General features: G+C 64.0%; 38 protein-coding genes. 22 read left to right on the top strand and 16 right to left on the bottom strand.

Annotated features, from left to right (window positions below; all coding sequences use genetic code 11):
- The first annotated feature begins 3 nt into the window (after positions 1–3).
- The 9 genes from AWB94_RS07085 (at position 4) to AWB94_RS07045 (ending at position 8,623) form a co-directional block, all read left to right on the top strand.
- Positions 4–672, top strand: a complete 669-nt coding sequence (locus AWB94_RS07085) for a helicase associated domain-containing protein (protein ID WP_165605323.1) — start codon at positions 4–6, stop codon at positions 670–672.
- Positions 669–3,869, top strand: coding sequence for a DEAD/DEAH box helicase (locus AWB94_RS07080; protein ID WP_062656829.1), 3,201 nt, complete (start codon positions 669–671; stop codon positions 3,867–3,869). Before AWB94_RS07085 ends, AWB94_RS07080 begins: the two co-directional genes overlap by 4 nt.
- A gap of 41 nt (positions 3,870–3,910) precedes the next feature.
- Positions 3,911–4,660, top strand: a complete 750-nt coding sequence (locus AWB94_RS07075; protein ID WP_062656828.1) for a hypothetical protein — start codon at positions 3,911–3,913, stop codon at positions 4,658–4,660.
- Positions 4,661–4,776: 116 nt separating this feature from the next.
- A complete protein-coding gene (locus AWB94_RS07070; RefSeq protein WP_062656866.1) occupies positions 4,777–5,073 on the top strand; it encodes a DUF6247 family protein in 297 nt (98 codons plus the stop codon).
- A 91-nt stretch (positions 5,074–5,164) separates the two neighbouring features.
- Positions 5,165–5,935: a metallophosphoesterase family protein gene (locus AWB94_RS07065; RefSeq protein WP_062656827.1), complete on the top strand. Its 771-nt coding sequence runs from the start codon at positions 5,165–5,167 to the stop codon at positions 5,933–5,935.
- Positions 5,936–6,134: 199 nt separating this feature from the next.
- Positions 6,135–6,764 (top strand): 3'-5' exonuclease family protein, encoded by a 630-nt coding sequence (locus AWB94_RS07060; protein WP_062656826.1) that lies wholly within the window; start codon positions 6,135–6,137, stop codon positions 6,762–6,764.
- A 61-nt stretch (positions 6,765–6,825) separates the two neighbouring features.
- Positions 6,826–7,821 (top strand): nucleotidyltransferase domain-containing protein, encoded by a 996-nt coding sequence (locus AWB94_RS35500; protein WP_084395152.1) that lies wholly within the window; start codon positions 6,826–6,828, stop codon positions 7,819–7,821.
- Entirely contained in the window at positions 7,822–8,220 is a 399-nt protein-coding gene (locus AWB94_RS07050; protein ID WP_084395151.1) for a HepT-like ribonuclease domain-containing protein, read from the top strand.
- A gap of 13 nt (positions 8,221–8,233) precedes the next feature.
- Entirely contained in the window at positions 8,234–8,623 is a 390-nt protein-coding gene (locus AWB94_RS07045; protein WP_062656824.1) for a hypothetical protein, read from the top strand.
- A 41-nt stretch (positions 8,624–8,664) separates the two neighbouring features.
- Here AWB94_RS07045 and AWB94_RS07040 read toward each other — a convergent pair whose 3' ends face one another.
- The 4 genes from AWB94_RS07040 to AWB94_RS07030 form a co-directional block, all read right to left on the bottom strand.
- Entirely contained in the window at positions 8,665–8,952 is a 288-nt protein-coding gene (locus AWB94_RS07040; protein WP_131805289.1) for a hypothetical protein, read from the bottom strand.
- On the bottom strand, positions 8,945–9,250 hold the full coding sequence (locus AWB94_RS07035; RefSeq protein WP_062656822.1) for a hypothetical protein: 306 nt from the start codon (positions 9,248–9,250) through the stop codon (positions 8,945–8,947). Before AWB94_RS07035 ends, AWB94_RS07040 begins: the two co-directional genes overlap by 8 nt.
- Positions 9,247–9,456, bottom strand: coding sequence for a hypothetical protein (locus AWB94_RS34555; protein WP_131805288.1), 210 nt, complete (start codon positions 9,454–9,456; stop codon positions 9,247–9,249). Before AWB94_RS34555 ends, AWB94_RS07035 begins: the two co-directional genes overlap by 4 nt.
- Positions 9,457–9,561: 105 nt before the next feature.
- Positions 9,562–10,200, bottom strand: coding sequence for a hypothetical protein (locus AWB94_RS07030; RefSeq protein ID WP_131805287.1), 639 nt, complete (start codon positions 10,198–10,200; stop codon positions 9,562–9,564).
- 223 nt (positions 10,201–10,423) lie between these two features.
- Between AWB94_RS07030 and AWB94_RS07025 the strand changes: the two genes are divergently transcribed.
- Positions 10,424–10,888 carry a hypothetical protein gene (locus AWB94_RS07025; RefSeq protein ID WP_131524833.1) on the top strand — a complete coding sequence of 155 codons (465 nt, stop codon included), beginning with the start codon at positions 10,424–10,426 and terminating at the stop codon, positions 10,886–10,888.
- 234 nt (positions 10,889–11,122) lie between these two features.
- Here the strand turns inward: AWB94_RS07025 and AWB94_RS07020 are convergent, their stop codons facing one another.
- The 3 genes from AWB94_RS07020 to AWB94_RS07010 are packed head-to-tail and all read right to left on the bottom strand — an operon-like array spanning position 11,123 to position 11,778.
- Positions 11,123–11,308, bottom strand: a complete 186-nt coding sequence (locus AWB94_RS07020; protein WP_036439645.1) for a hypothetical protein — start codon at positions 11,306–11,308, stop codon at positions 11,123–11,125.
- Positions 11,309–11,314: 6 nt separating this feature from the next.
- Entirely contained in the window at positions 11,315–11,524 is a 210-nt protein-coding gene (locus tag AWB94_RS07015) for a hypothetical protein (RefSeq protein WP_036439648.1), read from the bottom strand.
- On the bottom strand, positions 11,524–11,778 hold the full coding sequence (locus tag AWB94_RS07010; protein ID WP_036439650.1) for a hypothetical protein: 255 nt from the start codon (positions 11,776–11,778) through the stop codon (positions 11,524–11,526). The genes AWB94_RS07015 and AWB94_RS07010 overlap by 1 nt, the downstream gene beginning before the upstream one ends.
- A 182-nt stretch (positions 11,779–11,960) precedes the next feature.
- Between AWB94_RS07010 and AWB94_RS35040 the strand changes: the two genes are divergently transcribed.
- From AWB94_RS35040 to AWB94_RS07000, 3 genes are read left to right on the top strand one after another with little or no spacing between them, the layout of a single operon-like run.
- Positions 11,961–12,116 carry a hypothetical protein gene (locus AWB94_RS35040; protein ID WP_163642400.1) on the top strand — a complete coding sequence of 52 codons (156 nt, stop codon included), beginning with the start codon at positions 11,961–11,963 and terminating at the stop codon, positions 12,114–12,116.
- A gap of 18 nt (positions 12,117–12,134) precedes the next feature.
- Entirely contained in the window at positions 12,135–12,317 is a 183-nt protein-coding gene (locus AWB94_RS07005) for a hypothetical protein (protein ID WP_036439652.1), read from the top strand.
- A gap of 8 nt (positions 12,318–12,325) precedes the next feature.
- Positions 12,326–12,895: a putative endonuclease domain-containing protein gene (locus AWB94_RS07000; protein WP_036439654.1), complete on the top strand. Its 570-nt coding sequence runs from the start codon at positions 12,326–12,328 to the stop codon at positions 12,893–12,895.
- A 196-nt stretch (positions 12,896–13,091) separates the two neighbouring features.
- Here AWB94_RS07000 and AWB94_RS06995 read toward each other — a convergent pair whose 3' ends face one another.
- Positions 13,092–13,433, bottom strand: coding sequence for a hypothetical protein (locus AWB94_RS06995; RefSeq protein ID WP_036439656.1), 342 nt, complete (start codon positions 13,431–13,433; stop codon positions 13,092–13,094).
- A gap of 167 nt (positions 13,434–13,600) precedes the next feature.
- Between AWB94_RS06995 and AWB94_RS06990 the strand changes: the two genes are divergently transcribed.
- Positions 13,601–13,849 carry a hypothetical protein gene (locus AWB94_RS06990; RefSeq protein WP_036439658.1) on the top strand — a complete coding sequence of 83 codons (249 nt, stop codon included), beginning with the start codon at positions 13,601–13,603 and terminating at the stop codon, positions 13,847–13,849.
- A gap of 85 nt (positions 13,850–13,934) precedes the next feature.
- On the opposite strand, the gene AWB94_RS06985 is transcribed toward AWB94_RS06990, so the two are convergent.
- The gene (locus AWB94_RS06985; RefSeq protein WP_036439659.1) at positions 13,935–14,135 is read right to left on the bottom strand and encodes a hypothetical protein; all 201 of its coding nucleotides are present in this window, start codon (positions 14,133–14,135) and stop codon (positions 13,935–13,937) included.
- 134 nt (positions 14,136–14,269) lie between these two features.
- On the opposite strand from AWB94_RS06985, the gene AWB94_RS06980 reads away from it, so the two are divergent.
- A complete protein-coding gene (locus tag AWB94_RS06980) occupies positions 14,270–14,560 on the top strand; it encodes a hypothetical protein (protein WP_051579172.1) in 291 nt (96 codons plus the stop codon).
- Between the two features lie 7 nt (positions 14,561–14,567).
- Here the strand turns inward: AWB94_RS06980 and AWB94_RS06975 are convergent, their stop codons facing one another.
- The 3 genes from AWB94_RS06975 to AWB94_RS06965 all read right to left on the bottom strand — a co-directional run bounded on the left by AWB94_RS06975 (position 14,568) and on the right by AWB94_RS06965 (position 17,429).
- Positions 14,568–15,008, bottom strand: a complete 441-nt coding sequence (locus AWB94_RS06975) for a MerR family DNA-binding transcriptional regulator (protein ID WP_036439661.1) — start codon at positions 15,006–15,008, stop codon at positions 14,568–14,570.
- 652 nt (positions 15,009–15,660) lie between these two features.
- Positions 15,661–16,851, bottom strand: coding sequence for a tyrosine-type recombinase/integrase (locus tag AWB94_RS06970; RefSeq protein WP_234811649.1), 1,191 nt, complete (start codon positions 16,849–16,851; stop codon positions 15,661–15,663).
- A complete protein-coding gene (locus AWB94_RS06965) occupies positions 16,797–17,429 on the bottom strand; it encodes a hypothetical protein (RefSeq protein WP_062656820.1) in 633 nt (210 codons plus the stop codon). Before AWB94_RS06965 ends, AWB94_RS06970 begins: the two co-directional genes overlap by 55 nt.
- Positions 17,430–17,553: 124 nt before the next feature.
- Here AWB94_RS06965 and AWB94_RS06960 point away from each other — a divergent pair, with 124 nt between their 5' ends.
- From AWB94_RS06960 to AWB94_RS06935, 5 genes are all read left to right on the top strand, one after another.
- Positions 17,554–17,745 carry a helix-turn-helix domain-containing protein gene (locus AWB94_RS06960; RefSeq protein ID WP_234811648.1) on the top strand — a complete coding sequence of 64 codons (192 nt, stop codon included), beginning with the start codon at positions 17,554–17,556 and terminating at the stop codon, positions 17,743–17,745.
- A gap of 523 nt (positions 17,746–18,268) precedes the next feature.
- Entirely contained in the window at positions 18,269–19,504 is a 1,236-nt protein-coding gene (locus tag AWB94_RS06950; protein WP_084395149.1) for an AAA family ATPase, read from the top strand.
- Entirely contained in the window at positions 19,477–19,905 is a 429-nt protein-coding gene (locus tag AWB94_RS36250; protein WP_084395148.1) for a helix-turn-helix domain-containing protein, read from the top strand. Before AWB94_RS06950 ends, AWB94_RS36250 begins: the two co-directional genes overlap by 28 nt.
- A gap of 12 nt (positions 19,906–19,917) precedes the next feature.
- The gene (locus tag AWB94_RS06940) at positions 19,918–20,559 is read left to right on the top strand and encodes a hypothetical protein (RefSeq protein ID WP_234811647.1); all 642 of its coding nucleotides are present in this window, start codon (positions 19,918–19,920) and stop codon (positions 20,557–20,559) included.
- A 226-nt stretch (positions 20,560–20,785) separates the two neighbouring features.
- Positions 20,786–21,037: a hypothetical protein gene (locus tag AWB94_RS06935; protein ID WP_062656816.1), complete on the top strand. Its 252-nt coding sequence runs from the start codon at positions 20,786–20,788 to the stop codon at positions 21,035–21,037.
- Here the strand turns inward: AWB94_RS06935 and AWB94_RS34550 are convergent.
- The 3 genes from AWB94_RS34550 to AWB94_RS06925 all read right to left on the bottom strand — a co-directional run bounded on the left by AWB94_RS34550 (position 21,026) and on the right by AWB94_RS06925 (position 24,713).
- Complete coding sequence (locus AWB94_RS34550) at positions 21,026–21,649, bottom strand: hypothetical protein (RefSeq protein WP_131805286.1); 624 nt, start codon at positions 21,647–21,649, stop codon at positions 21,026–21,028. The two genes, AWB94_RS06935 and AWB94_RS34550, sit on opposite strands and share 12 nt — an antisense overlap.
- 43 nt (positions 21,650–21,692) lie before the next feature.
- Positions 21,693–22,883, bottom strand: a complete 1,191-nt coding sequence (locus AWB94_RS34545) for a hypothetical protein (RefSeq protein WP_131805285.1) — start codon at positions 22,881–22,883, stop codon at positions 21,693–21,695.
- Between the two features lie 75 nt (positions 22,884–22,958).
- Complete coding sequence (locus tag AWB94_RS06925; protein ID WP_165605321.1) at positions 22,959–24,713, bottom strand: DUF4209 domain-containing protein; 1,755 nt, start codon at positions 24,711–24,713, stop codon at positions 22,959–22,961.
- A 336-nt stretch (positions 24,714–25,049) separates the two neighbouring features.
- Here AWB94_RS06925 and AWB94_RS06920 point away from each other — a divergent pair, with 336 nt between their 5' ends.
- Positions 25,050–25,634: a hypothetical protein gene (locus tag AWB94_RS06920; protein ID WP_062656813.1), complete on the top strand. Its 585-nt coding sequence runs from the start codon at positions 25,050–25,052 to the stop codon at positions 25,632–25,634.
- The gene (locus tag AWB94_RS35035) at positions 25,627–25,764 is read left to right on the top strand and encodes a hypothetical protein (RefSeq protein ID WP_165605320.1); all 138 of its coding nucleotides are present in this window, start codon (positions 25,627–25,629) and stop codon (positions 25,762–25,764) included. Before AWB94_RS06920 ends, AWB94_RS35035 begins: the two co-directional genes overlap by 8 nt.
- A 278-nt stretch (positions 25,765–26,042) precedes the next feature.
- On the opposite strand, the gene AWB94_RS06915 is transcribed toward AWB94_RS35035, so the two are convergent.
- Positions 26,043–26,560 (bottom strand): DUF4352 domain-containing protein (locus AWB94_RS06915; RefSeq protein WP_207626219.1); only part of this gene is annotated, 518 nt, incomplete at its 5' end.

The following is a 26,560-nucleotide window of genomic DNA, read 5'->3' as shown; positions in this document are numbered from 1 at the left end:
CACATGCCTATAGAAGATCGTGCTGGTCGTCGCCAGTGGGGGCGGGGATACGTGGCGCTGGTGGATTTCGTCTCCACCCATGGCCATAGCCGAACCCCACGCGGGTACCGCACCGCCCAGGGCTTCGACCTTGGCATGTGGGTGGCCAATCAGCGCCGCGCCTATCGCGAATCGACACTGGGCGCCGATCAGATCGAGCGCCTGGAACTGTTGCCCGGGTGGGTCTGGGAACCGCACAGCCAGCGGTGGGACGAGATGTTCCGCGCCGTAGCCACACACCTGGATACCGACCAGGAGATCCCCGCCGCTGCGGTGTCTGAGGGCGGACACCCGCTCGGCGCCTGGGTGGGTGCACAGCGCGTCGCCTACCGACGCGGTGCACTGACTGCAGAACGGATCGCCCGACTGGAAGCGCTCCCGGGATGGGTGTGGTCGTACCGGCAGTCCACCTGGGAGGCCGGATTCGAAGCACTGCGCCGGTACGCCGCCGAGCATGGTCGCACCGACGTTCCACGTGATCACGTCACCGCCGACGGATTCCGCCTCGGCGACTGGGTGCACCGACAGGCGCTGGAGATCAACTCCGGTCGTATACCGCTGGGCCGATACCAGCAGCTGGTGGCGCTGCGCCGCACCTGCGAATCACCGACCGAGACAGGGGAATCCGCATGACATCTGCCGAAACGCTCAGCCCGCCGCCCCGTGAGCTGCGCCCGCACCAGCGCGACGCCGTCAACGCCGTCGACACCTCACTGGCCCGCCAGCAGGTGATCATGGCGTGCGGCACAGGTAAGACAATCACCGGCATGCACGCGGTGGCCAAGCTGCTCGGCGGGGCGCGGGGGCGGGTTTTGCTCCTGGTGCCGACGCTGACCCTGCTGGAGCAGACCTACGCCGCGTGGCTCGCGGATGCCCCGTTCGACTTCGACGCCTTGGCGGTCTGCTCGAAGCTCTCGGCGACGGATCGCCGCGCTGTCGGGGTGGAGTCCGACGCCGATGTCGATGAGTTGTCGCTGCGCGCCACCACCGAACCAGATGCGGTGGCCGCATTCCTGACCGGCGCTGGCACCCGCATCGTGTTCGCCACCTACCAGAGCCTCGGGGCGATCGTCAACGCCCACCGCGACGGTGCACCCCACTGGAACGTGATCGTCTGCGACGAGGCACACCGGACCGCCGGAGCGGCCGGCAAGGCGTTCGGCCGCGTCCTGCGCGACGAGCACGTGCCGGGGGACCGTCGGCTGTTCCTGACTGCCACACCGCGCGTGCACACAGTCGCGACGAAGGCGTCCTACACGGGCGGCGAGACGCTGCTGATGTCGATGGACGACGAGAACGTCTACGGGCCGCAGGTGTACACCTTGTCGGTCGCCGAGGCCGTCGAACGCGCCATCCTGAGCCAGTACCAGGTCGCCGTCATCGGCGTCTCGGACGCCGAGCTGTCTAGCGCGGCCCAAGTGCTCGACACCATCATGGTCGACGGACACGAACTTAAAGCCGACCACGTCGCCTCAATCATCGCGCTGTCGAAAGCGGCCCGCAGTAACGGTCTGCATTCGGTGATCGCCTACTTCAACAGCAAGGCAGCGAGCAGGGCGTTCGTGAAAGCGTTCCAGATAGTGCACGCCGCCAGGTCGATGCTGCTGGCCGGCGGCACCGCCGAACACATCGACGGCGACATGAAACTCGCCGATCGCGCCGCATCGCTGTCCCGCTTGGCGGCCGTGCACGACGACGGGTTCCACCTGGTGTCCAACGCACGCTGCCTCACCGAAGGCATCGACGTCCCGGTCCTCGACGGTGTGCTGTTCGGGGAACCGCGCAGCTCCCAGATCGACGTCGTGCAGTGTGTCGGGCGCGCCATCCGCAAGAATCCGCGCACCGACGATCCGGCGCTGATCGTGCTCGCGGTGCGCACCGGCGACGGCCAGGACGTCGAAACCGCGATCGCCGAAGCCGGTTTCGCCAAAGTCCGCCAGGTCATCGCCGCCCTCGGCGACCACGACCCGCGCATCGCCGAAGCCGCCCGCACCCTGTCCCGCCACCGTGGCGACGACACCGACCACAGCGGGGACCGTCCCACCCGCGAAGAACTGGACGCCGCCCGACAGCTGATCAGCCTGAACATCCCGGAGGAACTGCTGCACAACGGTTTCGGGCTCAGGATGCTACTGGACGAGGACGAGCAGGCGTGGGAGCGGGGGTACGCGGCGGCACTCGAGTTCACTCGCGCGAACGATCACGCCCGTGTTCCGCTCAGACACGTCACCGTCGATGGCATCCGTCTGGGCGGGTGGGTAAGCAAGCAGCGTGAGGCTTTCCGCGACGAGGCGCTGTCGGTGGAACGTGTCGCTCGGCTGGAAGCACTACCCAGCTGGGTGTGGGACGTGTTCGGTGATCGTTGGGCGCGCGGGTTTTCTGCAGCTAAAGAGTTCAGCGACCGCAACGGCCACGCCCGTGTGCCGGACGGTTACACCACCGTTGATGGTTTCCGACTGGGCGGTTGGGTCAGCGAGCAGAGGAAGGATTACCGTAACGGGAGGCTGGCGGAGGATCGCGCAGCGCGTCTGGAAACACTGCCTGAATGGTCATGGGATGTGCGCGATAAGCGGTGGGAGTTGGGGTTAGCCGCCGCGGAAGCGTTTGGCCGCCGCAACGGTCACACCCGTGTGCCGGATGGTCACACCACCGTTGGTGGTTTCCGACTCGGTGGCTGGGTCAGTAAGCAGCGCGAGGCTTACCGATGCGGGACGCTATCGGAGGATCGCGCAGAGCGGCTGGAATCCCTTCCGAAGTGGTCGTGGGGGGTGCGCGATCGGCGGTGGGAGCAGGGCTTCGCCGCCGCTGGCGATTTTGGTCGCCGCCATGGGCACTCTCGCATCCCCCGCCGACACGTCACAGTAGGAGGCTTCCGTCTCGGGGCATGGATCGGCAATCAGAAAACTGCGTTTCATGGCGGGAGGTTGTCGGCGGATCGTATCGCGCGACTGGAATCCCTCCCCGGGTGGTCGTGGAACCAGCTCGATGAGCGGTGGGAGAGTGGGATTGTCGCAGCACGCGAGTTCGGTCGAATCAACGGCCACACCCGTGTGCCGGGAGACCACATCACAGCTGAGGGCTTCCGCCTCGGTCAGTGGATCTGCAATCAGAGGACCGCATTTCGTAGTGGGGCGTTGTCGACGGAACGCAAAGTGCGGCTGGAAGCACTGCCCAAATGGTCGTGGGATTTGCTTGACGAACGCTGGGAGCAGGGCCTCGCGTCGGCGATCGAGTTCGGTCGGCGCAACGGCCATACACGTGTTCCCCAGCGGTACAGAGCAGCTGACGGCTACGGTCTTGGGCAGTGGATCAGTCATCGCCGCAAGGAGTATCGCGCAGGGAGTCTCCCCGCGGATCGTATCGCGCGACTGGAATCCCTCCCCGGGTGGTCGTGGAACCAGCTCGATGAGCGGTGGGAGAGTGGGATTGTCGCAGCACGCGAGTTCGGTCGAATCAACGGCCACACCCGTGTGCCGGGAGACCACATCACAGCTGAGGGCTTCCGCCTCGGTCAGTGGATCTGCAATCAGAGGACCGCATTTCGTAGTGGGGCGTTGTCGACGGAACGCAAAGTGCGGCTGGAAGCACTGCCCAGATGGTCGTGGGCTGTTCTCGCTGGACAGTGGGAGCATGGGCTCGACGAAGCTCGCGAGTTCGGTCGAATGCACGGCCACACCTGTGTGCCGGGGGACCACATCACAGGTGAGAGTTTCCGTCTCGGTAAGTGGGTGAGACGCCAGCGTTCGACATACCGTGCCGGCAAGCTCTCCGCTGACCGGGTGGCACGTCTCGAAGCGTTGCCGGGCTGGGTCTGGGACGCCCGCGCATGATGAACTCGACGGGCCCGCAGTCCGACCCGGCATCTGAGCCAGTGACGCTCCCGCCCGTCCCGTACACCACAGAAGAGTTGTGGGACGACGGCTATCCGACCGACGCGGCACTGGATCTGATCAACAGCTTCACGGGCACGCACGCGGAGCTGTTCGCGCTGGTGCGGATGCTGTGGAGTCCGTACGGTGTCATGCACGTCACGCTGACCGAAGACGGTAGTGAGATCTCAATCGTGCTGGCCACCGGGGGCTGGTCGGGCAACGAGTCGATCATCGGCGCCCTGGAGAACTCGTTCTACGTGCAGATGCGGCTGTGGCATTCCGCGACGCGCGGCGGCCGCCACGAGTATCGCATTCGGGCCGGCGAGTGGAACTCGCCGCTGCCGGCGAACCTGATGGGCACCCGTGCTCACGTGCTCAGTGCCGAGGCCCTGGTGCCGTCGCTGGCCGCCGTCGACGAGTTCGTCGCTGCGGGTGCGGTGTCGGATGCTGTCGCCAACCGCACCCGGACGCTGCTGACCCAGATCCTGGTCGACGTCGTGGTGCAGCCCACGGTGGCGCCCAGCGGTGAAGATGCGCTCTCGGTGTACTGGGCGGCCGAGGAGATGTCGTTGACCGCGATCGTGCACTCCGGCGGGCATTGGTGGAGCGTGCGTTTTGGTGACGAGCACACGACAGGGGAGGGCGCCCGGTTCCCCGTAGCGAGCTTCGTCGGCTGGCTCGGGGAGTTCAGCGGCGAGGTGTATCGGCGGCGGGCTCGGGGAGAGCTGCATCGGCCGGAACGCCGGTAAGACACACGAATCCGGCGGTGCCGCAGCAACGGGTGCGGAGTGACGAGTGCGCAGGCGGCCCACCGGCATAGCAGCAGCGGCCGGCGCAGCGGATGAACCATGCAACACTCGAGCGCATGCCGTCGTCGATCGGAGTGGAGCGCACGGGCCCGTCCATCCGCGCGGTCCTGGCCGAGCACGCCGCTGATCGGTGCGCAGAGTTCGAGGCGGAGTTCCGCATCGCCCTGGCCGAGGCTGACGATGACTTCGATCTGGGCCGGGTGCAGGCTGTCATCGACAAGTGGTGGCCCATCGCTTACTCGGTTCTGCACCCGCCGACCGCCGAGGAACGTGCTGTGGTCGCCCGAGCCCGGGCTGGTGACTATTCCGGCCTGTGGGAGCGGGATGATCACGGGAGATGGGTGCGGGTCTAGCTGCTGTCACGTCCTCCATCGGCAGCGGCGCGCTCCGCGTGTCACCGAAACTCGCTGGCCCACCGTCAGTCCCAACTGCGACCCTGGACAGATGACGACGACCGTTCTGCAGGAGCCGGGCCCGGACATGGTCATGCTGGCCGGCGACTGGCACGGCAACACAGGCTGGGCCACCTCGTTGATCATCTCCGCGGGCGTGCGCGGTATCCGAGTGATCCTGCAGCTCGGCGACTTCGGATTCTGGGTGCCGGGCCTGCGCCGCGACCGCTACCTCGACGAGATTGAGACCGCCTGCGTCCGCCATGATGTCACGGTGCTGTGGGTGGACGGGAATCACGAGTTCCACCCGGGGCTGAACGAACTGCCGATCGACCCGGCCACGGGGCTGCGCCCGATCCGGCCGCACATCTTCCACTTGCCGCGCGGCCTGCGCTGGCGCTGGCACGGCAAGACCTGGATGGCGTTGGGTGGCGCGCACTCGGTGGATCGCCCCATGCGCAAGCCCGGCGTGAGCTGGTGGCCCGAGGAACGTCTCACCGCAGCTGATGTCTCCCACGCGATCAGCGGCGGCCCGGTGGACGTGATCGTCGCGCATGACGCGCCGGACGGCTATGAAATCCCGGGCCTGCCCGGCGGTTTCCCGCCCGCGGAGCTGTATCAGGCCGACCTGCACCGGCAGCTTGTCGGCGAGGTTGTGGACGCCACCGCGCCGACGGTGCTGTTTCACGGGCACTACCACGTGCGGTATACCGCGTACCGCGGCGAGACCCGCGTAGTGGGCCTTGCCGACGACAGCGGAAACCTTGCCGACGACAGCGGAAACTTCGTCAAGAGCGCCATGCTGCTGGATCTCACGGTCTGACAGCAGTTGCGTCGGGCCGCGGCGAAACCGCTGCTGCAAGTACGGGTGCTGGTTCGGCGCCGCGCAGCGCGGACACTTCCGCTCTACCGGAGGTGTTACGTCCCGTATGTCCCGCAATGTCCGGCCTATGTCCCGCGATGTCCGCGTGTCGGCCCGTTTCCCCGCCGCGGTGTCACACCCGCCGTGCACAGTGAGGTCCATGTCGCACAGCGCAAACCGTCTTGCCGTCATCGACCTGGAGACCACGGGCCTAGAACCGTCCACGGGTCTAATCCTGGAGATCGGTGTCGTCATCATCGACGAAACCCTCACCGAGAGAGGTGGGCTGGCGGTGCTGGTCGACTCGCCGGATGCGGTCGCTTGGGCCAAGGATGCGCGTCGCCGTGACGGGGACGGCGGATGCCTGACGGTCGCCGAGGAGATGCACCTGCGCAACGGGCTGATCGATGAGCTGCTGGCCGGGGCGGGCCCGACACCGCGTGCGGGTTCAGTCGAGGCAGCCGCAGCGGTGATTGCCGCGGGTTTGGATGCGCACGGGATCTGCGAGCCGGTGCCGATGGTCGGTAGCTCGGTGCGTTCCCTGGACGCGCCGTTTCTGGAGGTGCACGCCCCGGCGCTGGCGGCGCGGTTCACGCACCGCACCATCGACGCGTCGGCGCTGACCGAGTTCGCGTTCCTGGTCGACCGCGACGGACTGGAGACGGTCATGGCGGGACTGCCCGGGTCGAATCACCGCACGCTTGGGGACTGCCGGCGCTCGTTGGAGATCCTGCGCCGGTTTGCGACGCATTACGGCATCGGCGCGGTCGCTGCTGCATCTGTGGGTTGATCATGCCGATGCGCCGCGCTGACCCTGGAGTTTACGCAACTCGTAATCTATATTTCTAGATGTGAAAACTTCCGCGCTGCTCCCCATTCTGCGGTCCCAGATGCAGGGTGAGCTGTTGGCGTTGCTGTATCTGCACCCTGAATCCGAGTACAGCCTGACCGAGGCGGCCGCCCAGATCGGGGCCAGCGTGCGTGCGGTGCACCACGAGGTGGGCCGGCTGGCCGACGCCGGGCTGGTGCAGGATCACCGCCGCGGAAACATGCGCCTGGTGCGGGCTGCTGACACCCGCCTGTCACGGCCGCTCACCGAGCTGCTGGCACTGACCTACGGACCGTTGCCGGTGCTGGCTCAGGAGCTGTCGAGTGTCGCGGGAATCGACGAGGCGTACGTGTTCGGTTCCTGGGCGCGGCGCTTCACCGGCGAACCCGGACCCCCTCCCGCCGATGTCGACGTCCTGGTCATCGGAACCGCCGATCTCGATGACCTCGACGACGCTGCACGTCACGCCGAGAAGACGCTGCAGCGGCCGGTGAACGTCACTCGCGCGCTGCCCCACCAGTGGGCCGATCCGGCGCAGGACGACGGGTTCCTGGCAGATGTGCGCGGAAAAGCCCGAGTTTCGATCGAGTGGGGTCCGCGCCGCGGAGCGGGATCGAACTCCGCACCCTCCAGCATGGAAACCGGAGAGAGGAGTGAGCCGATGTCGGCGGTTGCCGTTGATTCTGCAGCGGTATGTGGGATGCCTGTTAGCCGGTCTATGACGGACCAGGAGCTGCAGGCGGTGCTACCGGTGCAACTCGACGAACTGCGCCGCGTGCTGCGCGCGCAGCACGTGACGTCGGCGTACCTGTTCGGTAGCAGGTCCCGCGGCGTGCATCGCCGAGATAGTGACATCGATCTGTTGTGCGTGCTGTCGCCGGAACATCGGACACTGGATGCGCTCGTCGCGCTGCAGGACGCCGCTGATGTGCTGTCGTCCGTCGACGTAGATATAGCCACCGACATCAATTCGGCGTTCAAAAATGCAGTTGCCCCTGATCTGGTGAAAGTGATGTAGATGGGTCTGAATAGTGTTCAGCGAGAGAGGATTTGCGGGCACCTGGAGTTCGGGGTTTCCCGGCTTCGCGACTTAAAAGCCTCAGATGTTCCGTCCCGTGCGGCGCTGGAGAACGTCGATGTCCTCGACGCCGTCCTGATGAAGCTGCAAGGCGCCGGAGAATCCTTGCATGGAGTTGAGCGTGCGGTCAATCCGAAGCGCAAGGAGGATTCCAAAGATCCGCACTATCTCGATGTGCGGTACCCGAGCGAACACTGGAAAGGTGCGCGCCACCTCCGAAACATCATTTCCCACGGGTACGTAACGGTCGACAACGACATCGTGTGGGACGTCATCCAGAACCATGTCGACGGTCTGATCGCGGACATGATCGCGGTCATTCGCGACCTCTCGCCGTAGCACGGGAGCGCCGGTGACGCGCATCGACCAGACCCGCCGCGCTCGCGCCCTACTGGACCGTGCGACAGAGAGCGCAGCGGCGGCGCAGCGCTGCTTGGACGTGCAGATGTGGTCGGCCTCCGCTGCGGCTGCTATCCGCGCGGGCGAGTCGGCCGCTGATTCGATCGCGGTGTCGGCGGCCGGGCGTGCCGTCACACACCTGCCCGCCGTGCCGGCAGCCGACGAGCTGCAGAAGGCGCTAAGTGGCGATCGCGAGAGCGTGTTCGCGATGCTGGCCCTGCATGAACTGATGAGCAGCGAGGCCGGGGTCTGTCGCGGGCACGAGCCGACGACCGAGGAGGTCGCCCGGGCGCTGATGTCGCACGCGCAGACGCTGATCGCGGTCGCGGGCCGGCGAGTGTGACTGCCAATCGGGGACGACGAGGTATTAGATCGGCGCAGTGATCAGACTTCGAAGGTGACGATCCAACGGGGATCGCTCTGCTCTATCGCAGCGGCGGCCTCCACGCACACCGCGCGGGCGCGTTCCTCGTCATCGAGCCCGAAGCGGTGTGCAATCGCTTCGGCCACAGCTGCAGTATTGGTTCCGTCCCACTGCCCGGTGGCCCGCTGCCCTTGCGGTGGGTACGCGTCGGCGCGTCCGTGCCGTGATACCCGGATGGCCTCGGTTTCCCGGTGGTCCCACACGTCGTAGTCCAGGTGCACGGTGACGTGGACGGTACAGCTACTCACCGGACCACTCCGCGAAGTTGTCCGCGGTGACCATGAACTGGGTGTGGTTGATCTGCACCATGTCGCCTTCGCGCAGTTGGCCGTCCCCGCCGTGAACTTCGGCAAGGGCCACTCGTGTTGGTGCGACGAACCCAGCTGGGGTCTCGTTATTGATCTGGCCGAGAACGTATTCCATCGTCAGCGCCGTGGATCCGACGTTGGGCAGCGAGAACTGGCCGACGATGGTCAGGCGGGCGGTGCGGTCGGTGAATGGGCCGGCGACCTCGTTGGCGTAGATGCAGACGCGGGTGTCGCTCATGAGAAGAACGCGCCGCTCTTGTCGGCCACGATGTGCGCCGCGGTGGCCCACGCGAAAGTGACGACCCCGCCGCGGCCATCACTGCGTGTCACTGATGCAAACGAGTTGGCCCAGCCGCTGATGCGTGCGGGCTCCCCGTCGAGGGTCACCTTCGTTTCACAGAGTCGTTGGCGTTGGGTGTCGTCGAGTCCACCGTGTGTTGGCATGCGCGCGATGATGGCAGCAGCAGCGCGGGAATCGGGTGCCCGGCACGGAGGCACCGTGTCCGCGTGTCTCGTGCAGGATCCGCGGCCGACGCCGCTGCGCACCGCCTATGGAGCGAATGTGAATTCGACGCAGCTGATACTTGTCACCGTTCCGCCGTTTGCAGCCGAGCTGGCAGCTTCGACGATCTGCATCGCGCGCTGCTCAGCTCCGGCTGAATCCCATGCCTTTACCACGAGTGTCACGATATGGTCTCTCCCTGTGGCTGAGTCGATGACCGCGTCAACGTGCGGGTCGATGCCTGGACCTGCGGCGGACCTGCTGGCGAGTGACCCCAACTGGCGCACGAATTCCTCGAGGTTTGTGACGTCGCACAGCATCTTCGCGCGCCACAGTGGTGCACCCGGGGCGTGCAGAGCACGGTTGTGAAAATCGCGCCAACGCAACCCGTTCTCGATCACGCCACTGCGCGAGCCATTTGTGCGGTGAGTGATCGATCGAGGAACGCCGCAGGCCGAGACGAACTCGTCGATGTCGAAGTTGGGATCGGAATACGCGAGAACCTGCCCCACTACCCACGCAACGTTGGTTCGCAACCGGTCAGTTTCAACGTCTTCGAGTCGGCTGGGACTGGGGCGGCTATCAAAACTGCGCTGGTGTCCTGCACGGTCTAGTCGATACGGTGCGTCTGACCAGTCGTGGTCAGCGATTTCGGCGGCAAACTCGCGCGCAAGACGGCTCAACATCAGGCCGCCTATAGACCGAGTCACTGCCCTCTCCCTAATGAGGTGGCACAGGTGACTCCGTGCGGTACTCAGCTTATCTCGATGAACGGGATTGAGTCGCAGCTGCGGGCACCGGATAGCTGACAATCACAGCCCCATGCCGTGGGTCAATTGATGGGTGCGCTCGTAGACGGTGCAACGTAGCGTCCCCGACAACCCACCAAACAGGCGAGAGGACACGATGATGGCAAACGAGCACTGGAAGACAATCGGGACCACCGCGTTGGCTCCGGGGATGCATGTCTACGTTCACCCGGACCATCCCCGGCCGGTGGTCGCGCTACTGCACCAGCACCACCGCGAGAATCCCGAGAGAGAACGTGTTGTTCCTGGCTACCTTGACATGAACGTGGAAGTGCAGCCGGTCCCGGAGCTGACGGGGATGGTCGCAATGGAATCTCCGTGGGCACCAGCCGAATCCGCGCCACCGGCGGCCCAAGAACCCGAGTCACTGATCCTGCCCGCTCCTGCGGGCCTGACTGCCACCTCGAAGGACGGTGACAGCCTTCCCATCGTCGCATTCGAGGTCCGCGCGCCCGGGAACGCCAACAGCCTCGTTCCACTGGTGCTCTCCTCTAGCGGCTCTGTCGGGCGCCTCTTGGCCGACGCTGAGACGGTGTCGGCGGACTGGATCGCGGATCCTGAGTAGCGCAGCAACCCGATCAACGAACACGGGGATCGGGTTGCTGCAACCGTTCGCGCCGGACCAGCTATAGCCGATCCGTTAGCCGTTCTGCCACTTCCCAACTGATGCCCCTCGCAGCTGTCAATCGCGCCACGCTGTCGGCGATGCTGTTCTGGTTCGGCCCAGCTCGCAGAAACCGCACGGGAGGTTGGGACTGCGAGGGTTGGTGTCGGGGCAGGTAGACTCCGCCGATCCGGCTCACGGCAGGATGATCAGTGCTTCGGCCTCGGCTCGTGTCCAGTGGCGTGGGGGAGCTTCGCCCGTGAACGTCACCTCGTCCCACTCGATGGTGAAAATGCCCGGGCGCATCCCGTGGTCGAGCCAGTCGACGACGGCGCCGATCGCACCGTCGGCCGTCTTGACCACATTGCCGAGTTCGACCATGGCGCTTTACCGTTCGACTGAGTAGATGCGGGTGTAGCTGAACCGTTCGAGGTTCTGCTGCGATTTGATGGCGGCGAGCTGGCCGGCGGATTCACCGTCGGCGATGATCCCGTACAGACGCAGTCGCCCATAGGCGTCGTAGCCGGGCTCGGCCAGGATCGCAGTGGCCTCCTCGTAGGTCAGGGTCTTCTCGACGCCCTCACCGATGATCGACATCAGCAGTTCTCCTCCATCCAGCCCCGAGCGGTGATCAGACCCAGCGGGCCGTCAGCCACCGTCTCATCGGGTTTTCCGTAGTTCTTCACGACACACGTCGCGGTGTTCAGTGGTGTCCACGCGATCAGGATCTCGACGCCCTCGCGGCCGTAGATGACCTGCTCCCGGTCTTCGAAGCACGGAGTCACAGAGACGGTGGTCCACCCGTGTTGTGCGGCGACCTGTTCGAGCACCGCGCGTCCGTTGTAGGTCATGCCGGGAATCGTGTCAGTGGCACACAGTGCAGCGGGTACGCGGCGCGATCCACGATGGCCACCGGGTACTCCGGCCCATCCGTCCGCATCGTTCGGTCGGTGTCACGTCCTGCGGACGTCCCGGCTGGACAGTGCGCGCCGCACCTCGCGAGACCTGCTTGTTCTGGCCTACGGTCGGCGCCATGGCACACGACATCACCGTCAGCTTGACCCTGTCCGACAACGGCGACGCAGCTCAGCTGGTCGGTGAGGTGGCCGCAGGCAAGCGTGCGTCCGTCGACTTGGAGGGCACTGACCGCCGGTCCGGGACGCCGGTAACGGTCCGCGTCTACCCCTGATTCACGAGAGGCATTCGGATGGCATCGATCACGATGACGCTGCGCTATCGCGCCGACACGTCGAAGTACCCCGCTCATGTCCAGACGCAAGCCCAGGCCGCCCAGCATGACATCGACAACTACGCGAACGGTGAGATCAGCCTCGCTGAGCTGTTCGACACAGTCGGCGAGGATCAGCTGACGTTCGTCGCGGGGGACTGAACGACTGCATGATCGAGTTCCTGCTGCACCCGGTGGTGCCGCTATCGCTACTGGTGGTGTGGGCGGTATGGGCGCACAACCACCGCAAGACGCCGCCGGTGTTGCCGAAGATGGATCGCGGCCGGGCGAGGCCCGGTGACTTGTCCGCCGGCGGGTCGTCCGCGACGTCGAAGACTGAACAGCGAGTGCGAAAGGTGCTGGAGGACGCGGGATATGCGACGTACCCGCAGGGAACGATGATGTGTATGGGACGTGACAGCGCCGGCAAGAACCGGTTCTTCACCCCCGACATCCTGATCCGTCGACCGTTCGCTGCTGTCGAGGTCGATCCGGACCACTGGCACGGCACACCGGACAAGATCGCTGAGGACATCATGCGCAACCGGTTCTACGCTGCGCGGGGTCTGCGCGTGGTGCGGGTGCGCATCGACGGCACGCAGGCGCTGAGCCCCAACGACGTGGTGATTGCGCAGTCCGATTTCGATCCGGCCCGCGATGGGACAGCGGTGCTGCGCGCGGTCGCTGGCGCGCGGATGCTGCCGCCGACGTTCTGGACAGTTCCGGCGGTGCGGCCGTGACCCGCGATCCGCAGCTGCGACTGTGTTCAGCTTGCCGCGCGCCGGGCCCGCACTATTACCCGCCAGATCCGGACTTTCCGCTACCCGTTGTGTGGCTGTGCGATTCGTGCGTGGACCCGGAGGTGGTGCGGGCCCGGTTGATGAGGAAGCCGCGCGAGGCCGTGAGACTTTCCGGGTCCATGCAACGAATCGACGATCAGCGACGGTAGACCGCGGAGTACCAGGTTGTGCAGCCTTCCACGTACATGCCGACCTCGCCGAGAGCGTTCTGCAGGGCTTCGTGCGACTGGTGGTCGCCGTAGTCGAGGTTGAACGCCCGCGCATGGTCGCCGCCGTCATGGGTGACGACCAGGAGCGATTTCGTGCCGTAGTCCTCGCCGCGATCGGCCCACTGCTCAGGGGTGTAGAACCGTCCACCGCCGCCGTGCTCCATCAGGTCGTGTTTGTCGAGAAACGCGCGGATCGTCTCCGCCGCGGTGCGGCCGGTGCCGCGCAGGTCATCGGGGATCGGCCACAGGGTCTCGGCTGCTGTGCTCATCAGATGTCTCCTCGGATATTGGTCGGCCGGCGTCGGTGTCCGGTGCCGTCACCGTGCCGCGAGGGCGGAAGCGGCGACCGTCGCGGCGCGTGCGCGCCCCACTCGCAGGCAGGGGACCGGCGCAGGCACAGTCGCGCTGCCATCAGCTGACGAGAGGAACCACCGCCATGGGCAGCCCCAACCACGAACAGCAGCGCATCGACGTGCTCAACGCCGCCCGCGAAGGCCGCGCTACCTATCTGCCGGCCGGTGCGCGCGACAACTCCACCGCTCAGGTGTTCATCGACGGTCAACTGATCGGGCAGGCGTCCACGCTGATGCACTTCGTGCGCGAGGATCCGGACAACACGACGCGGTTCGGGGAGCGCAAGTTGATCCCCGGGTACGACCACCAGATCCCGGAACAGCTGCGCTAACCCACCATTCTTTTGAACGCGAATCGGCCCCGACACCGTCACTGGTTGTCGAGGCCGCCTGCTGTCCAGGACCCGCGGGCTGCTGTCACGTTGCTGCGAAGCGGAATCCGTCGCCGTCGGGGATCCACTGACCCGACGGGTACCCGTGATCGGCGACCAGTGAAGCCAGCGCCGGCCCGGTCACAGCATCCGTGGCACCGCCCAGTCGCACCAGCACGGTGCCCTTGTCGTCGACCACTTGCCAGTTCCATTCGGCGTCGCCGGTCGGTTCCAGTCGTGCGTGCATTCTCGTCTCCTCATGGGCGTGGTTCGACCGGTGTACCAGTGCGTGCCCGCAACGTCCGCCCGAGCCGCGCCATGCCCCTGATCTCGCAGGGACCGCTGTGATGCTGCTGGCCACAACGAGGAAGGACACCCCAGGTGAGTGTGCAGCAGGCCCTTGAAGAATTGACCGCGGTGCAGGCGCGCTATGTCCGGTTCGGCGCGTGCGACACCGAGCCGCGCGGCGTGGTGGCAGAGCTGCTGGAGTCGGTGCGTCGCGGCGATGTTCCCGCGGTTCCCACCACCGCGGCGGGATGGCAGCTGTTCAGCGAAATGGCCGGTAGCGAGACGGCAGCTGCGGCACTGCACGCCGCCGGGGCCGCTCTGGTGGAAGCGGCCAAAAGCGATGCGGCCGGGCTCGCGCGTTACCTCGCCAGCGGCGGACTCTGAGCCGGAATCAAGTCCTGTCCGCGTCGATTACCTCGGTGAGTGCGCGGTGGTACAGCTCCACGTTGATGCGGGCGTGCTCAAACTGGGTCATCGCTGCTGCGAGTGTCGTCTGTCCGGATCCCGAGCCATATCGCGATGCGGCGGTGAAGTCGATGCCCAGCGGTTCGGTGGGGTGCTCGCGAGCTTCGGTGATGTCGTTGCGCACCGCCTCGAGTTCGAGGAGCACCCGGTCGAGCATCTTGGCGGCCTGCTGTAGGTGCCTGTCGCGGTGTTGTTCCAGCAGTGCCCGGCATTGTGCCCAGGTCGGCACGGCGTCGTCGGGGATCAATGGATGGCCCTGCGGTGTGCGCTCGGCGGGCAGCAGTCCGTCGGCCACCAGAAACTGCAGTGTGCGCACTTTAATCCCGCACCGTTTCGACACCTCGGAGAGTTTCAACGGCTCGCCCATCCTCTATTCCCCCCTTCGCGTCCGAGCCTCGACGGTAGCGCGGCAAGCCGCAGCGTCGGCACGTCCGGCGAACCGGCCCGCAGCTGTGGGTGTAGTCGTCGGCGGACGTCCGGCGGCCCGGTGCCGGCACGCACCGAAACGGTCCTAGCGTCAAGCACGCAGACGTGACACGCTGAATCGGGCCCGTCGTTTGTCGGCGCAGTTCAGAAGCCATTATGCGCTCGGTTAGAGTGACACATCGGTGACACTCAACAGCTATTCCGATAGCGATCTGAACGAGCATTTTCCCAGTTCAGCGTCGTTGGCTCAGTTGTAGCGAGCTGGGAAAACAGTGCTCTACACTCCTGGGGGTCAAGTGGTCGCAGGTTCAAATCCTGTCAGCCCGACGCAGGTCAAAGGCGGTTTCCGGAATCCGGGAGCCGCCTTTTTCGTGCCTTTACCCAAACGTTTTACCCAAACGGGCGCGCCTTCTGGCGTTTCCCTTTACGATGGGTGTTGTCACTCCGACGTGAGGAGGTGGTGATGTTCAAGCTCAATTTGAACGCTCTCCCGGAGGGGCAGGGCCGCCCCGCCTGAGCCTTGGTGCTCACGCCCCCGGTTCCACGCCTGATTCGATCAGGCCCCTGCCCCTTCGGTTATCCTCCAGAAAGCCTCACAAGCCCAGTTGCACCGCGAGTCCGTCGACCGCGGCTCGCGCGGTGTTATCGCTCGTATGCCCGTACAGGTCGCCGGTGATGGCAATCGACGAGTGTCCGAGCAGGTCTGCGGCCGCCTTGATGTGCACGCCGTCCTCCAACCAAGCCACGGCCGCGCTATGCCGCATCGTATGTGCGCCGACGTTCTCTATTCCTGCTTTGCGCGCGGCCAGCTCTACCGTGCGCAGCAGGTTTCGCGGGTCGACCATCGTTCCGAATTCAGTCGCGAAGACCGCGCCGGTGTCGGTCCACTGATCACCGGCCGCGAGGCGCTCTTTGTCCTGCTGGGTGCGCCACCCCTTGAGCGCGGTGACGACCCCGGCATGCAGTGGTACCCGCCGTCGTGAGCGTTCGGTCTTGGGCTGGGTCAGCTGCAATGTGCCATCGACACGGGACAAGGTATGTCGTACACGAAGTTCGGCGTTGTCTAGATCTACGTCAGTCCAGAGCAGCCCACAGACCTCGCCCCGTCGCAGCCCTGTAGCAGCCATCAGCAGCACTGCGACGTAGTACCGCAGATCCACCGCGCACACGAGCAGCCGGGCGACGTCGGCCGCTGGGAGGTATCTGGCCTCGGATCGTGCGACGCCTGGTCGTTTCACTCTGGCCGCGGGGTTACTCGCCAGCAGTCCGTCACGGACGGCGACATCGAGTGCCTGCCGTAGGACCGTGTACACCTGCCGAACTGTGGAGTCGGATAGCTTCTTGCTTCGCAATGCGACTATCAGCGCCTCGATGTCAGATGGTTTGAGTCGATCTAGCCGTTTGGCGCCGAACGGGTCCGGCTCAAGATGTGTCCGGCTCAGCGTGACGTACAGCGATTTGGTGGTGGCTTTGCGGTCGGAGGCAGCCAACGAAGCCTCTCGCCACTGCGCCAGCCACGAGGCGACTGTGTCGGGCGCATCCTTGGCGGGCTTACCCTCCTCGATGCGCCCCCGAACCTTCTTCAATTCCTTCCGACACTCTGCAGCAGTAGCCCCGTACACCGACACCGACTTGCGTTTGTCGGTCATTGGGTCGACGTAAGACACCCGCCCCTCCCAGCGGCCGTTGGGCCGCTGCCGGACACTTCCCTCACCGTTCGCGCGCTTGCTCATGCCTGCTTCTTTCCTTGCTTCGTAGAGGGGAGAAAGCCGCGACGACGACACTCCGCAACGATGTTGCCGCCCTGCCTAAGTCCGACACGGAAAGCGTCGGCCACGGCCTGCGTGGGCGTCCCATCGAAGTTGTCCCGGTATACCTGTGCGGCACGCTTGTAGTCGTCCGTTTTGAGGCGCTGTCGTCCGGTTCGGCGGCCTTCGAGGAACTCTGCAATGCGCTTGTCATCGGCAGGGTCAGTGCGATAGATCGGCTCTCCATCGGGACCGATTTCGCCGCAGAATGCCGAGTAGAACACGTAAATAGCTGACCGAAGCCGTTGAAAGTCAGACGCTTTGACCTCCCGACCGTGGTCGAGCGAACTGAACCCAACGTTCGCGATCTTGGGCACTCCATTTCGCAACTCGATCCGAGCTCCCCACAGCGGCTGGTCGATGTTCTCCTCATGAACCGCTCCCTCAATCTCGAGCCAGGCAGGCATCCGTTTGCCGTCGACAACCGAAAATGATGTCGAAACTCGGTAGATACAAGGCGACTCGGTTCGATCGCCCGGGTAGAACTCACCCTCCTCGTATCCGCCGGCCGCGCACATCTCCGGCGTGGACTTTCGGAACCAAACTAACTGCATAGTAGATAACTATGAACCTAACCCTGCAGAGTTGCAAGCGTCCCTCGGAACACCGGGGGACGAAGGCAACAGCAAGAGTGAGGTAGAGGGGATGGCTCGGTTACTTGTCCCGATCCCTGAGAGCATGGCGATGCTCGGCGACGTCGGCCGGACAACTCTTTGGAAGTTGGTGAAGGCCAACGAATTGGAGCAGGTGAACATCGGTCGGCGATCGTTCATCACCGCGGAGTCATTGCAGGCCTACGTTGATCGTCTGCGTGGGTCTGCGACCAAGGATGACAAGTCGGCTTCAATCACTTTGGGCGCGGCGGGGTAGCCGATGCCAGAGAAACGAGAAAGCCGCCCGGTTGCCACCCGGACGGCTCCCCACAACAACACCAGTGCTTACGATTCTACGGCACCAAACCGCTGCACACGCTGCAGACGCCCACTGACCACCGCGGTGTCAGTCACCCGAGGCTGCGGTTGGCGGTGCGCAGCCCACCTCCGCAAGTCGGAGGTGGAAGCATGACAGAACGTTATGCACGTCAGTGCGATCACCGCGCCCTGCCTCACCCATCACAGGATCGCCTCAGCCAGTCTCAGCGCCGGCTGGCGTCCGCCCGGCGGATGCCAGCACTGGATTGCGGATGCAGCCCGGATCCGTGGTTGTGCCACTGCACTGAGCCGCCCTTGTCCACACGCGCGGTCAACGGTTGGCGCGATGCCGCTAACTACCTGCTGGCTCAGGGAAAAACACCTCTTCTGCCCGTCGAGGTGTTACAGGCGCTCTGGCGGCGCGGAGGCGCGGACGGTGCCCTCGCGGAGGAATTGCACTCCCTCTCGGGTGGGGAGGTCGCATGACCTCAGAACACAACGAGACAGTCCGCCTGACACGGCTTTCCGACGTGAAACCAGAACGCCTGGAATGGCGCTGGCCCAAGTGGATCCCCGCAGGCAAACTTGTCACCCTCGACGGCGATCCCGGGCTTGGCAAATCGACGCTCTCCGACGACATAGCAGCCACGATGTCGACTGGCGGAACGTGGGCTGACGGCACCCTATGTGAACGTCCCAGCGACGTCCTGCTCCTCAGTGCAGAGGACGGCCTGGCCGATACCGTTCGCCCCCGACTCGACGCCGCCGGAGCCGACGTCACCAGAATCCATGCCATTGAGGGCATTCCGATGGTCGACGAGGCCACGGGGGAGAGGTTCCTGCGACCTCCCAGCCTCGCCGATATCGCAAGTCTTGGTGACGCAATAACCGACACCAACGCGGGCCTCCTCATTGTGGATGTCCTGATGGCCTACTTGCCCGCCGGCACCGATGCCCACAAGGATCAGGACGTCCGGCGAGTGCTCACCCGCCTGGCGACGCTGGCCGACAAAACAGGATGCACCGTCCTGCTCCTGCGTCATCTCAACAAGGCAAAGGGCGGTGATCCCCTCTATCGCGGTGGGGGATCGATCGGCATTGTCGGTGCCGCCCGGGCCGGGATGCTAGTTGCAGCGGACCCTGACGACCCGGACCGCCGCATCCTTGCGTCGGTCAAATCGAACTTGGGGCCGGCGCCCGAGTCGTTGGCGTACCGACTTGTCGGTGCAGGCGACTACGGTGTCGCGCGCGTCCAGTGGGAAGGTGAAACGACCCACACCGCCAGGTCGCTGCTCTCTGAGCGTTCAGATGACGGTGATGATGCTGACATCGACTTGTGGCTTACGGAATTCCTCAGGCTTGGTCGACGTCGAGCGACCGAGATCTACTCGGCCGCCGACGCCGCAGGCTTCTCGAAGGACAAGGCGAAGCGCGCCAAGAAAACCCTGGGTATCGACGCCGTACGCGACAACGACGTTTGGTATTGGGTGTTGCGGCCCGGGCAAGGGAGCAGAGTCGATACCACGTCTCAAAACAGCGCTCCCTTGCACCCTTGCTCCCTTGCTGGTCAAGGGGTTGAAAACCCCTCTGAAAACGGGCAAGGGAGCAAGGGAGCGGGATTTGAGAGACGGTGCGCCTGCGGCGCCGTCCTCGTGAACGAGGAGTCGCTTAGGTCCGGCCAGTGCCTGGAATGCTACTTCTCTGGCGGTTCTCAATGATCCCGGCAGCCCCGTCGCTGGAGGTGCGCATCGCCCAGCGCATCACCAGCGACGGATCGGCGATCATTCCGCCCCGCGTAGCACGGTGGCTTGAGGACACCTGCAAGCTCACCGCCGACCGCCGCATCAGGCTGCGGGACACTGACCCAGAGGCGTACGTGGCTCTGGCTGCACTGCACCTTTCGGCGCTCTGTTCCGACTGCGGAACAGAACCGGTTGCGGGACAAACGAACACGACACAATCAGAGATGTGGTTAAGCACCAAGGAAGCAGCCCAGGCGTTGAACGTCACCGACCGTTGCGTCCGCAAGTGGTGCTCGACCGGACAACTACACGCGAAACTCGTCGGAGCCAGGTGGCTCGTAAACCCCAGAAGTATTGCACTACAAGACATCGCATGAGGAGAGCGCATAATGAGCCTTGAAGACCTCCAGGCCGAAGTCCAGGGATACAGAGACCAAGCCGGGCAACTCACTGAAGAGTTCTCCCAACTCCATGCCCAGATCGAATCCGATCCCAGCCTCACCACCACCGGAAAACGGGATCGACTCGAACCCCTCCACGCCGAAGTCGTCGAGCAGATCAGCGCACTGCATGCGCGAGAGAAGGCCGCCGTGAAGACTGTGAAGGAAACCCTCGAACGCCGCGTCTTCGGGCTTTCACCTTCCGCCAGCAGCGACCCAGCCAAGGTCGTATCATTCCGCGACGCACAGGCCCGCGCCCGCCAACTCGAAGACGCCGACGACGCAGCCGAACTCTACGAGTCCGCCAAGCGCTCCGGTGACTCCGTCCTCGCCGCCGCCATCCTCGAAAGGGCACTCATCCGAGGCTGGTCCGCAATCAAGCAGGATTATCTGGAACGTAACGCAACGACCCGCAGCGACCTCGACGACCTCGAAGCCCTTGCCAAGTACGGGAACAACGGCTTCTCCCACCTGACCCACTACATCCCGCCCAGCTTGAACTTGCCGCACTCCTCGGGCATGCCCGACGTACCGCCTCTGAACACAACCCGTGAGCCGCAACGCCCCTCGTTACCAGACTGGATGCGATAGCCATGAACTTGCGGCGGCCCGCGTCAAACCCCACGATTTCTTCCTTTCGAGTGGGGCAAAGGACGTCCACCGGCTGGCACAACTCCTGGTGCCCGGTGGACGCACCTGCGCGGCCGTCGCACCCCCAGGGGGAGTGCCCCCCAGCCGCCGCGCTGGCCGCCTCTGGCCGCATAGGCGAGTGTGTGTGTGAACCCCCCCTACCCCTACCCCCTCGGAAGGCGGGTTGATGGCCAAGTACACGTCGCTGAATGACGCGATGGTCGCCAAGGACGAGTTGGCGGAAGCGGAGATTCGGTATCGGCTGCTAGCTGAGACGTTCGAGGAGAAGCCGCAGCTCCGCGCGAATCTCAATCCTGCATTGGAGCGGGCCAAGGCCGAGATCCTTCGCCTGCGGGCGGTCAAGAAGACGCCGGGTGCAGCGGACAGCGGCATGGTAGTGGCGTTCGATGCCGCCCGCTTCCGGAGGTCAGGTGGTTAGGTCGCTCACGATGTTGACGCCGCGCACCATGAATCCGGGTGCCGTGACGTCATGTTCGCCGGGCCATCTCGGCTCGATCAGTTGGCCTGTTGGCACCGGCTCGGGTGGGTATGGGTCGACAAACTCCTCACGTGCCGTCACCCAGACCTGGCGGCCGCTTTGTAGGTACAGCGGACCGCCGACGTGGCCGTGCCGAGTTTCCAGGTCGATGCGAACTTCGGTCATCCAAACGTATAGGACTGTTAGTCGATCCCAGCTGTCTGCTATCTCGATGACTGTTTCGGTCGGGCTGGGCCTAACGGGGACGAGGCTGTTCCGTGGCACTGCGATGGCGAATGCCAGTCGTCCTCCGTGTGCGAATGGAGTCGGTTCGAATTCCCAGGCTGTGGCCCGCCCTCCGGGCACGATCGGCATCTTCCCAGACGTGACGTGTTCGTTGATGACTGCCACCCGCCACGAGGCGTCGGCGTGCAGAGATGCCTTCCACGGGTTGCCTTTAGCCGTTATGTAGGTGTCCTCGCGGTGAGTCCAGATTCGCCACCCTGCGCAGCCCAGCCCGGCGTTTGGGCCGTCAGTTATGGCGAACGTGTACCGCAATCGTGGGTTGGGCATCGGGCGTCAATCCCTTCGTGAGTTGCGGGGTTGCAGGCGATTGTCATTGCCTAGTTTCGAATCCAGGCCATTCGCGATCAAGGCCGAAGATGGCATCGGGTGTCGCACCGGCTTCTCGGACCAGGTGCACCTCGCCGGCATCTTGGGCTGTGTATGTCTCGAGAAGTGGAAAATCAACTAGGGGCTTGTGGGCCCACGGGTTGATCCACAACTTCGGTAGCTCAGGGCATATCCGCCACGGATAGATGTTCTGCCCGACGAGTACCGCCGACACCCTAGAGCCCCGCGCCGGAGGTCCTTTGCGCCAGTAGCCATCCCGCTTATCTACCAGGTGAGCGGAATTGGGTTGGCCGACGTAGTAACTCACTCCTTTGGTACCGAAAAGCGCTTCGTTGATCTCCTTAGCTTCGGCGAAGCCTGAGGTGTTGAGGATGGCGAGCTTCAGCGGTTTGTCGGGGGAGCCGTACCGTCCGCCTTTGTGTTTCATCAGGTCCCTGATGCGTAGCATGTCGTTGCTGATGAAAGCAGTCACAGTCGGGTAGACGCCGATCAGTCGCCCGCCCGTGCCGCGATGTTCTGGTCGGACAGGCCAGGCACCATATTCGATTTCCCAGCCGCGGACTTTCAGGATGAGGTCAGGGCGTCCACCGCCGCGGCTAATCTGGTCCGCCACGTCGTCAGGATCAAGCGAGGATAGCCACTGCTGCACTGGCCCGATGATTTCAGATGCTTTGGGCCGGTCTGTCCCTGCACGTCGAATCTTGATGTCTACGAAGAAGTTCGGGTCGCTTGCTTGATTGGTGGCTTCGAATATCCAGCTTCGCTCGCCAGCACCGTTAGGGGCCGATCCTGCGCGTGAGAGGTATACGGCGCATTCGACGTAGGCTGCCGTATCTCCGCGGGAAACCAAGAAGTCTGGTTGCCGTGGAGTGCCTGGCAGCGTTGGATGGATTGTTACCTCATATCCGAGGCGCCGATGAAGTGTGTAGACATATAGCTCCCACCATGCCCCGTAATGCTGTGGTGCGGCTACTTCGCGGAATCGACTCCGCAGGTCGGGTTTTGCGTGATCTGGGTAGTCGGCAAACCAAGATTCGACGAGATCGCGGACCCGCTGCCAAGGTGCCCCGGCCGCACGATTGAGGAAGTGGAACGAATCTTCGGTGTCGTATGCGGGAGCCGAATCGGTGCGTTCGACTGCATCGAAAATGCGCGATTCCGGAGCGTGCGTCACGGGCAGACGATTCTCCCTACGCGGAAAAGTGGCGAGGCCAGGTGCCAGGCCTCACGTTGGTGTCAGCGACCGGAGTCACGGCCGCGGAGAATCTGACTTCGGCGTTATGAGGCTCACCGTCAGGAGGGTATGGAGTACAAGCGCCGCGGCGGCCGAAGTGCTGTACAGAAGGATGCCGTGAGATAACTGGTTGCGGAGGTTGAACCCTAGCGGGTGTGTCAGTGTCGCCTTCAGGAATCGATGTCGGCTCTGGCTCAGCGTGAATCGCTCAGGCAGCAGGTCGATCATTGCTCCGAGCCCGGGATACTGGCCACGCTTATGGGTCTTCTGCAGTATGAACATGCCCTGATTAGCATCTAGTATTATTTGGCGTATCGCGTTCTCAATCCATGGCATTGTGGTGTATACGGCGCCTTCATAATCGCCGCACCAAAACCGTTGGAGCCCAAAGGTAGCCGCCCTGATGGTTTGTTGGTTCAGTGATGGCCACTGGCTAAGGAACTCGACCAATGCGGCTTGGTCGGGGATGCCCGCGAATCGTTCGGGTATGGAATGAAGCGCAGCGGTAAGTGGCCGCAAGTTAGACGTGATCACTTGCACTTCAACTTTGGTGAGATCGCCGTCAAGTCGGTCCTCCGGGCTGACGGCCTCATAGATCGGTAGCCCATCTGGTCCAAGGACCTTATCTGGCAAAACTGCTAGGAGTGGCGCGGCGTTCCGCAGGTGCTCGACTGTTTCAAGGTTGTGTTGATAGTTGCCACTGAGTGGGCCGCTCTTAGCAAAAGACAGTAGAGCTTCTTGCCATGTCGAGCCCGATGCCATTTCATCGCGGGCCTGTTCGAAGAGTTCTTCATACATGGCGGAGCTGGTTCCGACGCGGACCATTTCTAGGTCCTCATAGCGGGTGGCCTGGAGTGCAGCTCCCGCCCGTTCTTTGAGCTCAGGTAGCGACGATGCCTCAGCGATTTTCAACGCATCGTGTCGCAGCGTCATCTGAATGATTCCTGACTGACCGTCTGCCGCGGTCAGGTAATTCTGTACACGTCTCTGCCACAATTGTTTTCGGCATGCGTCGTCGCTGCAACGTTGAAATATGAGTTTCAGCGCGTGATCGCGATCGCTAGGTGCAGCCAGTTCGGTAGCAGCTCGCTCCAGGAGGCCGGCGACTCGGACAGGGCAGCCGGGTTCATTTACTGCATAGCCGAGGGGCCGCAGTACATAGCCCGGTTTGTGGCTCGGTTCGTCCGCAAGGGCATTCTCGGCAAAGTCGAGTAGCCGGTCAATAGCCTGCTGGGCCGTGGCGTTGTCGCCCGTGATTCGCGCTAGCCTGGCCGCTATCCGGAGATACTCGTCTGAGTCGGAGGGACGGTCCCAGTGCTCTGCCGCTTCGAGGTAGTTGCTGACAGCGATTCTGGCGTTATCAAGTCCGGCTGATCCTCCGCAATGAAACAGCGCGTGGGCGAGGCGAGCCTTAGCCGGCGCGGTCACGACGAGGTCGAGTAGATCTCGCCATATCTGGTGGACGTCACTGCTGACTGCTTTGATGGCTGGAGGGTACGACGGGTCGGACTCGTCAGTTGACTGGATTCGCGGTGCTAGGCGGGCGTTGCGGCCGTCACCGAACTCGACGACGTAATCGAACGCCCAGCACACCGCCTTCAACTCAGCCGTGGCGTCCGCCGGAAGGTCGCCGAACATGGGGACCCCGATATCATCACGAATGGCGTGCGCCATTGAATAGACGCTCTCCGCAGCAGCGGCGCGGTCGATTGCGGCGGCGTACCACGCCAGGTCACGCCCGCTGGCTTCTTCGACCGCAGACTCACTCATGGCCATTGAGTCTCGCAGAAACAACGGACGGGCCGGCTCCGATCGATTACATCGTCTGTTCGGTGGGAACCATGGAATGCCGATGAGCGTCGATAATGCTGCTCTATGTCGCCGACGTCATCACCTGAGCCGCCGCCAGGGGCGGATGATCCGAGCATTGCCGTCACGGTGACGCCCCCACCCTCCGGCGCGGGTCACGGAACTGCGACCATCACTATTCCGCAGGAGACCTGGGACAAACTCCTACCTCCAGACGGGAAGCCGCGTTGCCCGACAGAAGGCATCGGACGATTTTTCTGCGAACACGGCGAAACCCTGAGTCACGTAGCAGGCGCCGTGTCGAGCATCGTCACGGCAGTGGCCGTGATCATGGGCGGCCTGTGGGCGTACCACAGATACGTTCGTGGCCGCATCTACAACCCGAGGTCCGCAGTCGTAGTCAAAGCCCAGTGGCACCTTCTCGACAGCGTCGGGCATGTACTCCAGCTGCGAGTAGGTGTCACAAATATCGGCGCATCCAAGCTAGAACTTGTCCCGGATGAAACGGGCGTAGAGATAGATTTTCCCGCAGCTGCGCAGTCCACCGCGGAGCATAGGACGTCGGATGAGTGGTGGGCCGATGTACGATGGGATGCGGTGAAAAAACTGGAAGGCCAGGACCAGCCCCGAGCCTTCACGATCCTCACAAATCATGCGTTTATCGAGCCGAACGAGCAGGTTTTTGACGACCTGCTGCTGAATCTGGGCCGCAAACCGACCATCGTGCGGGTGCGAGCACAGCTGTGCTGGAAGGGCTCAAGATTTCCGTGTCAGAATAGATGGCTATACGACTACGTAGACCAGATCATCCCGCCCGGGACGGCAATCTACGAGGGCGACAACACGCTCGAAGCGGGGTCAGGAGGTAGCCGAGATGGGTGACAAGGCGGCGGCGGAGTACGAGATCAGGAAGCGAACTGACGCCGCGATCCCGAACATCAGCGCCGGCAAGCCAAAGGGCAAGGGGCCGCAGCCAGTCGACAACAAGGTGCGTACGCCTAGCCGCGGCTGACTTGGGGCCGGAACGCTGTGGCCCAACCCTGGGTAAACAACGCGGGGGCCTGACGGTCTGAAAATAGACCAGCAGCCCGCGCCTACCTGTAGGCGAATCTTCCTGCTGGCTGGCTCACCCAAGACGGGCACCCCCTAGTGCTCGACATCGCCGACATGCGCCCAGTCGCGACTGACGGCAGGCTCAGTCACCGCGACATCCTGGATCTACGGATGCGGCAAGTGTTGGACAACGCCAAGAACTTGCCGGATGACCAGGCGGACCCGGTGTGACGCGGGTTAGAGGCTGACCTTCGCGCCTTGGGAGAACATGGAGTCGTGGAGTTCGATCGCGTCGGGCACGGTTCCGGGTGGGACCTTGAAGCCGAGCACGGCGTCAGCGCTCAGGCCCGGATTGAGTTCGTCCATCGTTGAGCCGTCGGTCTCCCACAGGTCGGACTCAAATTCTGTCCCGCCTGCGAGCAGCTTCTGATTGCTTGAGGACCAGTGTTGCGCCTCGTTGCCGATGTTGGTCACGTTGACGTGCACCCGGATCAAGGCTGGGTCGGTGGTGTCGACTTTGCTGACGATGAATTCGAACTTGCCGTCGCGGACTGGGGTGCCGATGCCGGCGGTCGCCGCGGATGGGTCGGACTTTGTTGACGAGGTGGCCATTGAGCAGCTCGACAGCAGGAGTGCGGCCAGCAAGGCAACCAAGACACGAGCAGACGTGCGCATAACGGGCTCTTCACAGATGAGGGTGTAGAGGTGGTTGGCGCGTCGTTGCCGGGATAGAGGTCGAGGTCTCTCGAAAATGA

This window comes from Mycolicibacterium canariasense (genome assembly GCF_002101555.1).
GTDB lineage: Bacteria > Actinomycetota > Actinomycetes > Mycobacteriales > Mycobacteriaceae > Mycobacterium > Mycobacterium canariasense.
The sequence above is the reverse complement of the archived record's forward strand: the minus strand, read 5'-3'. Positions and strand labels throughout refer to the sequence as shown.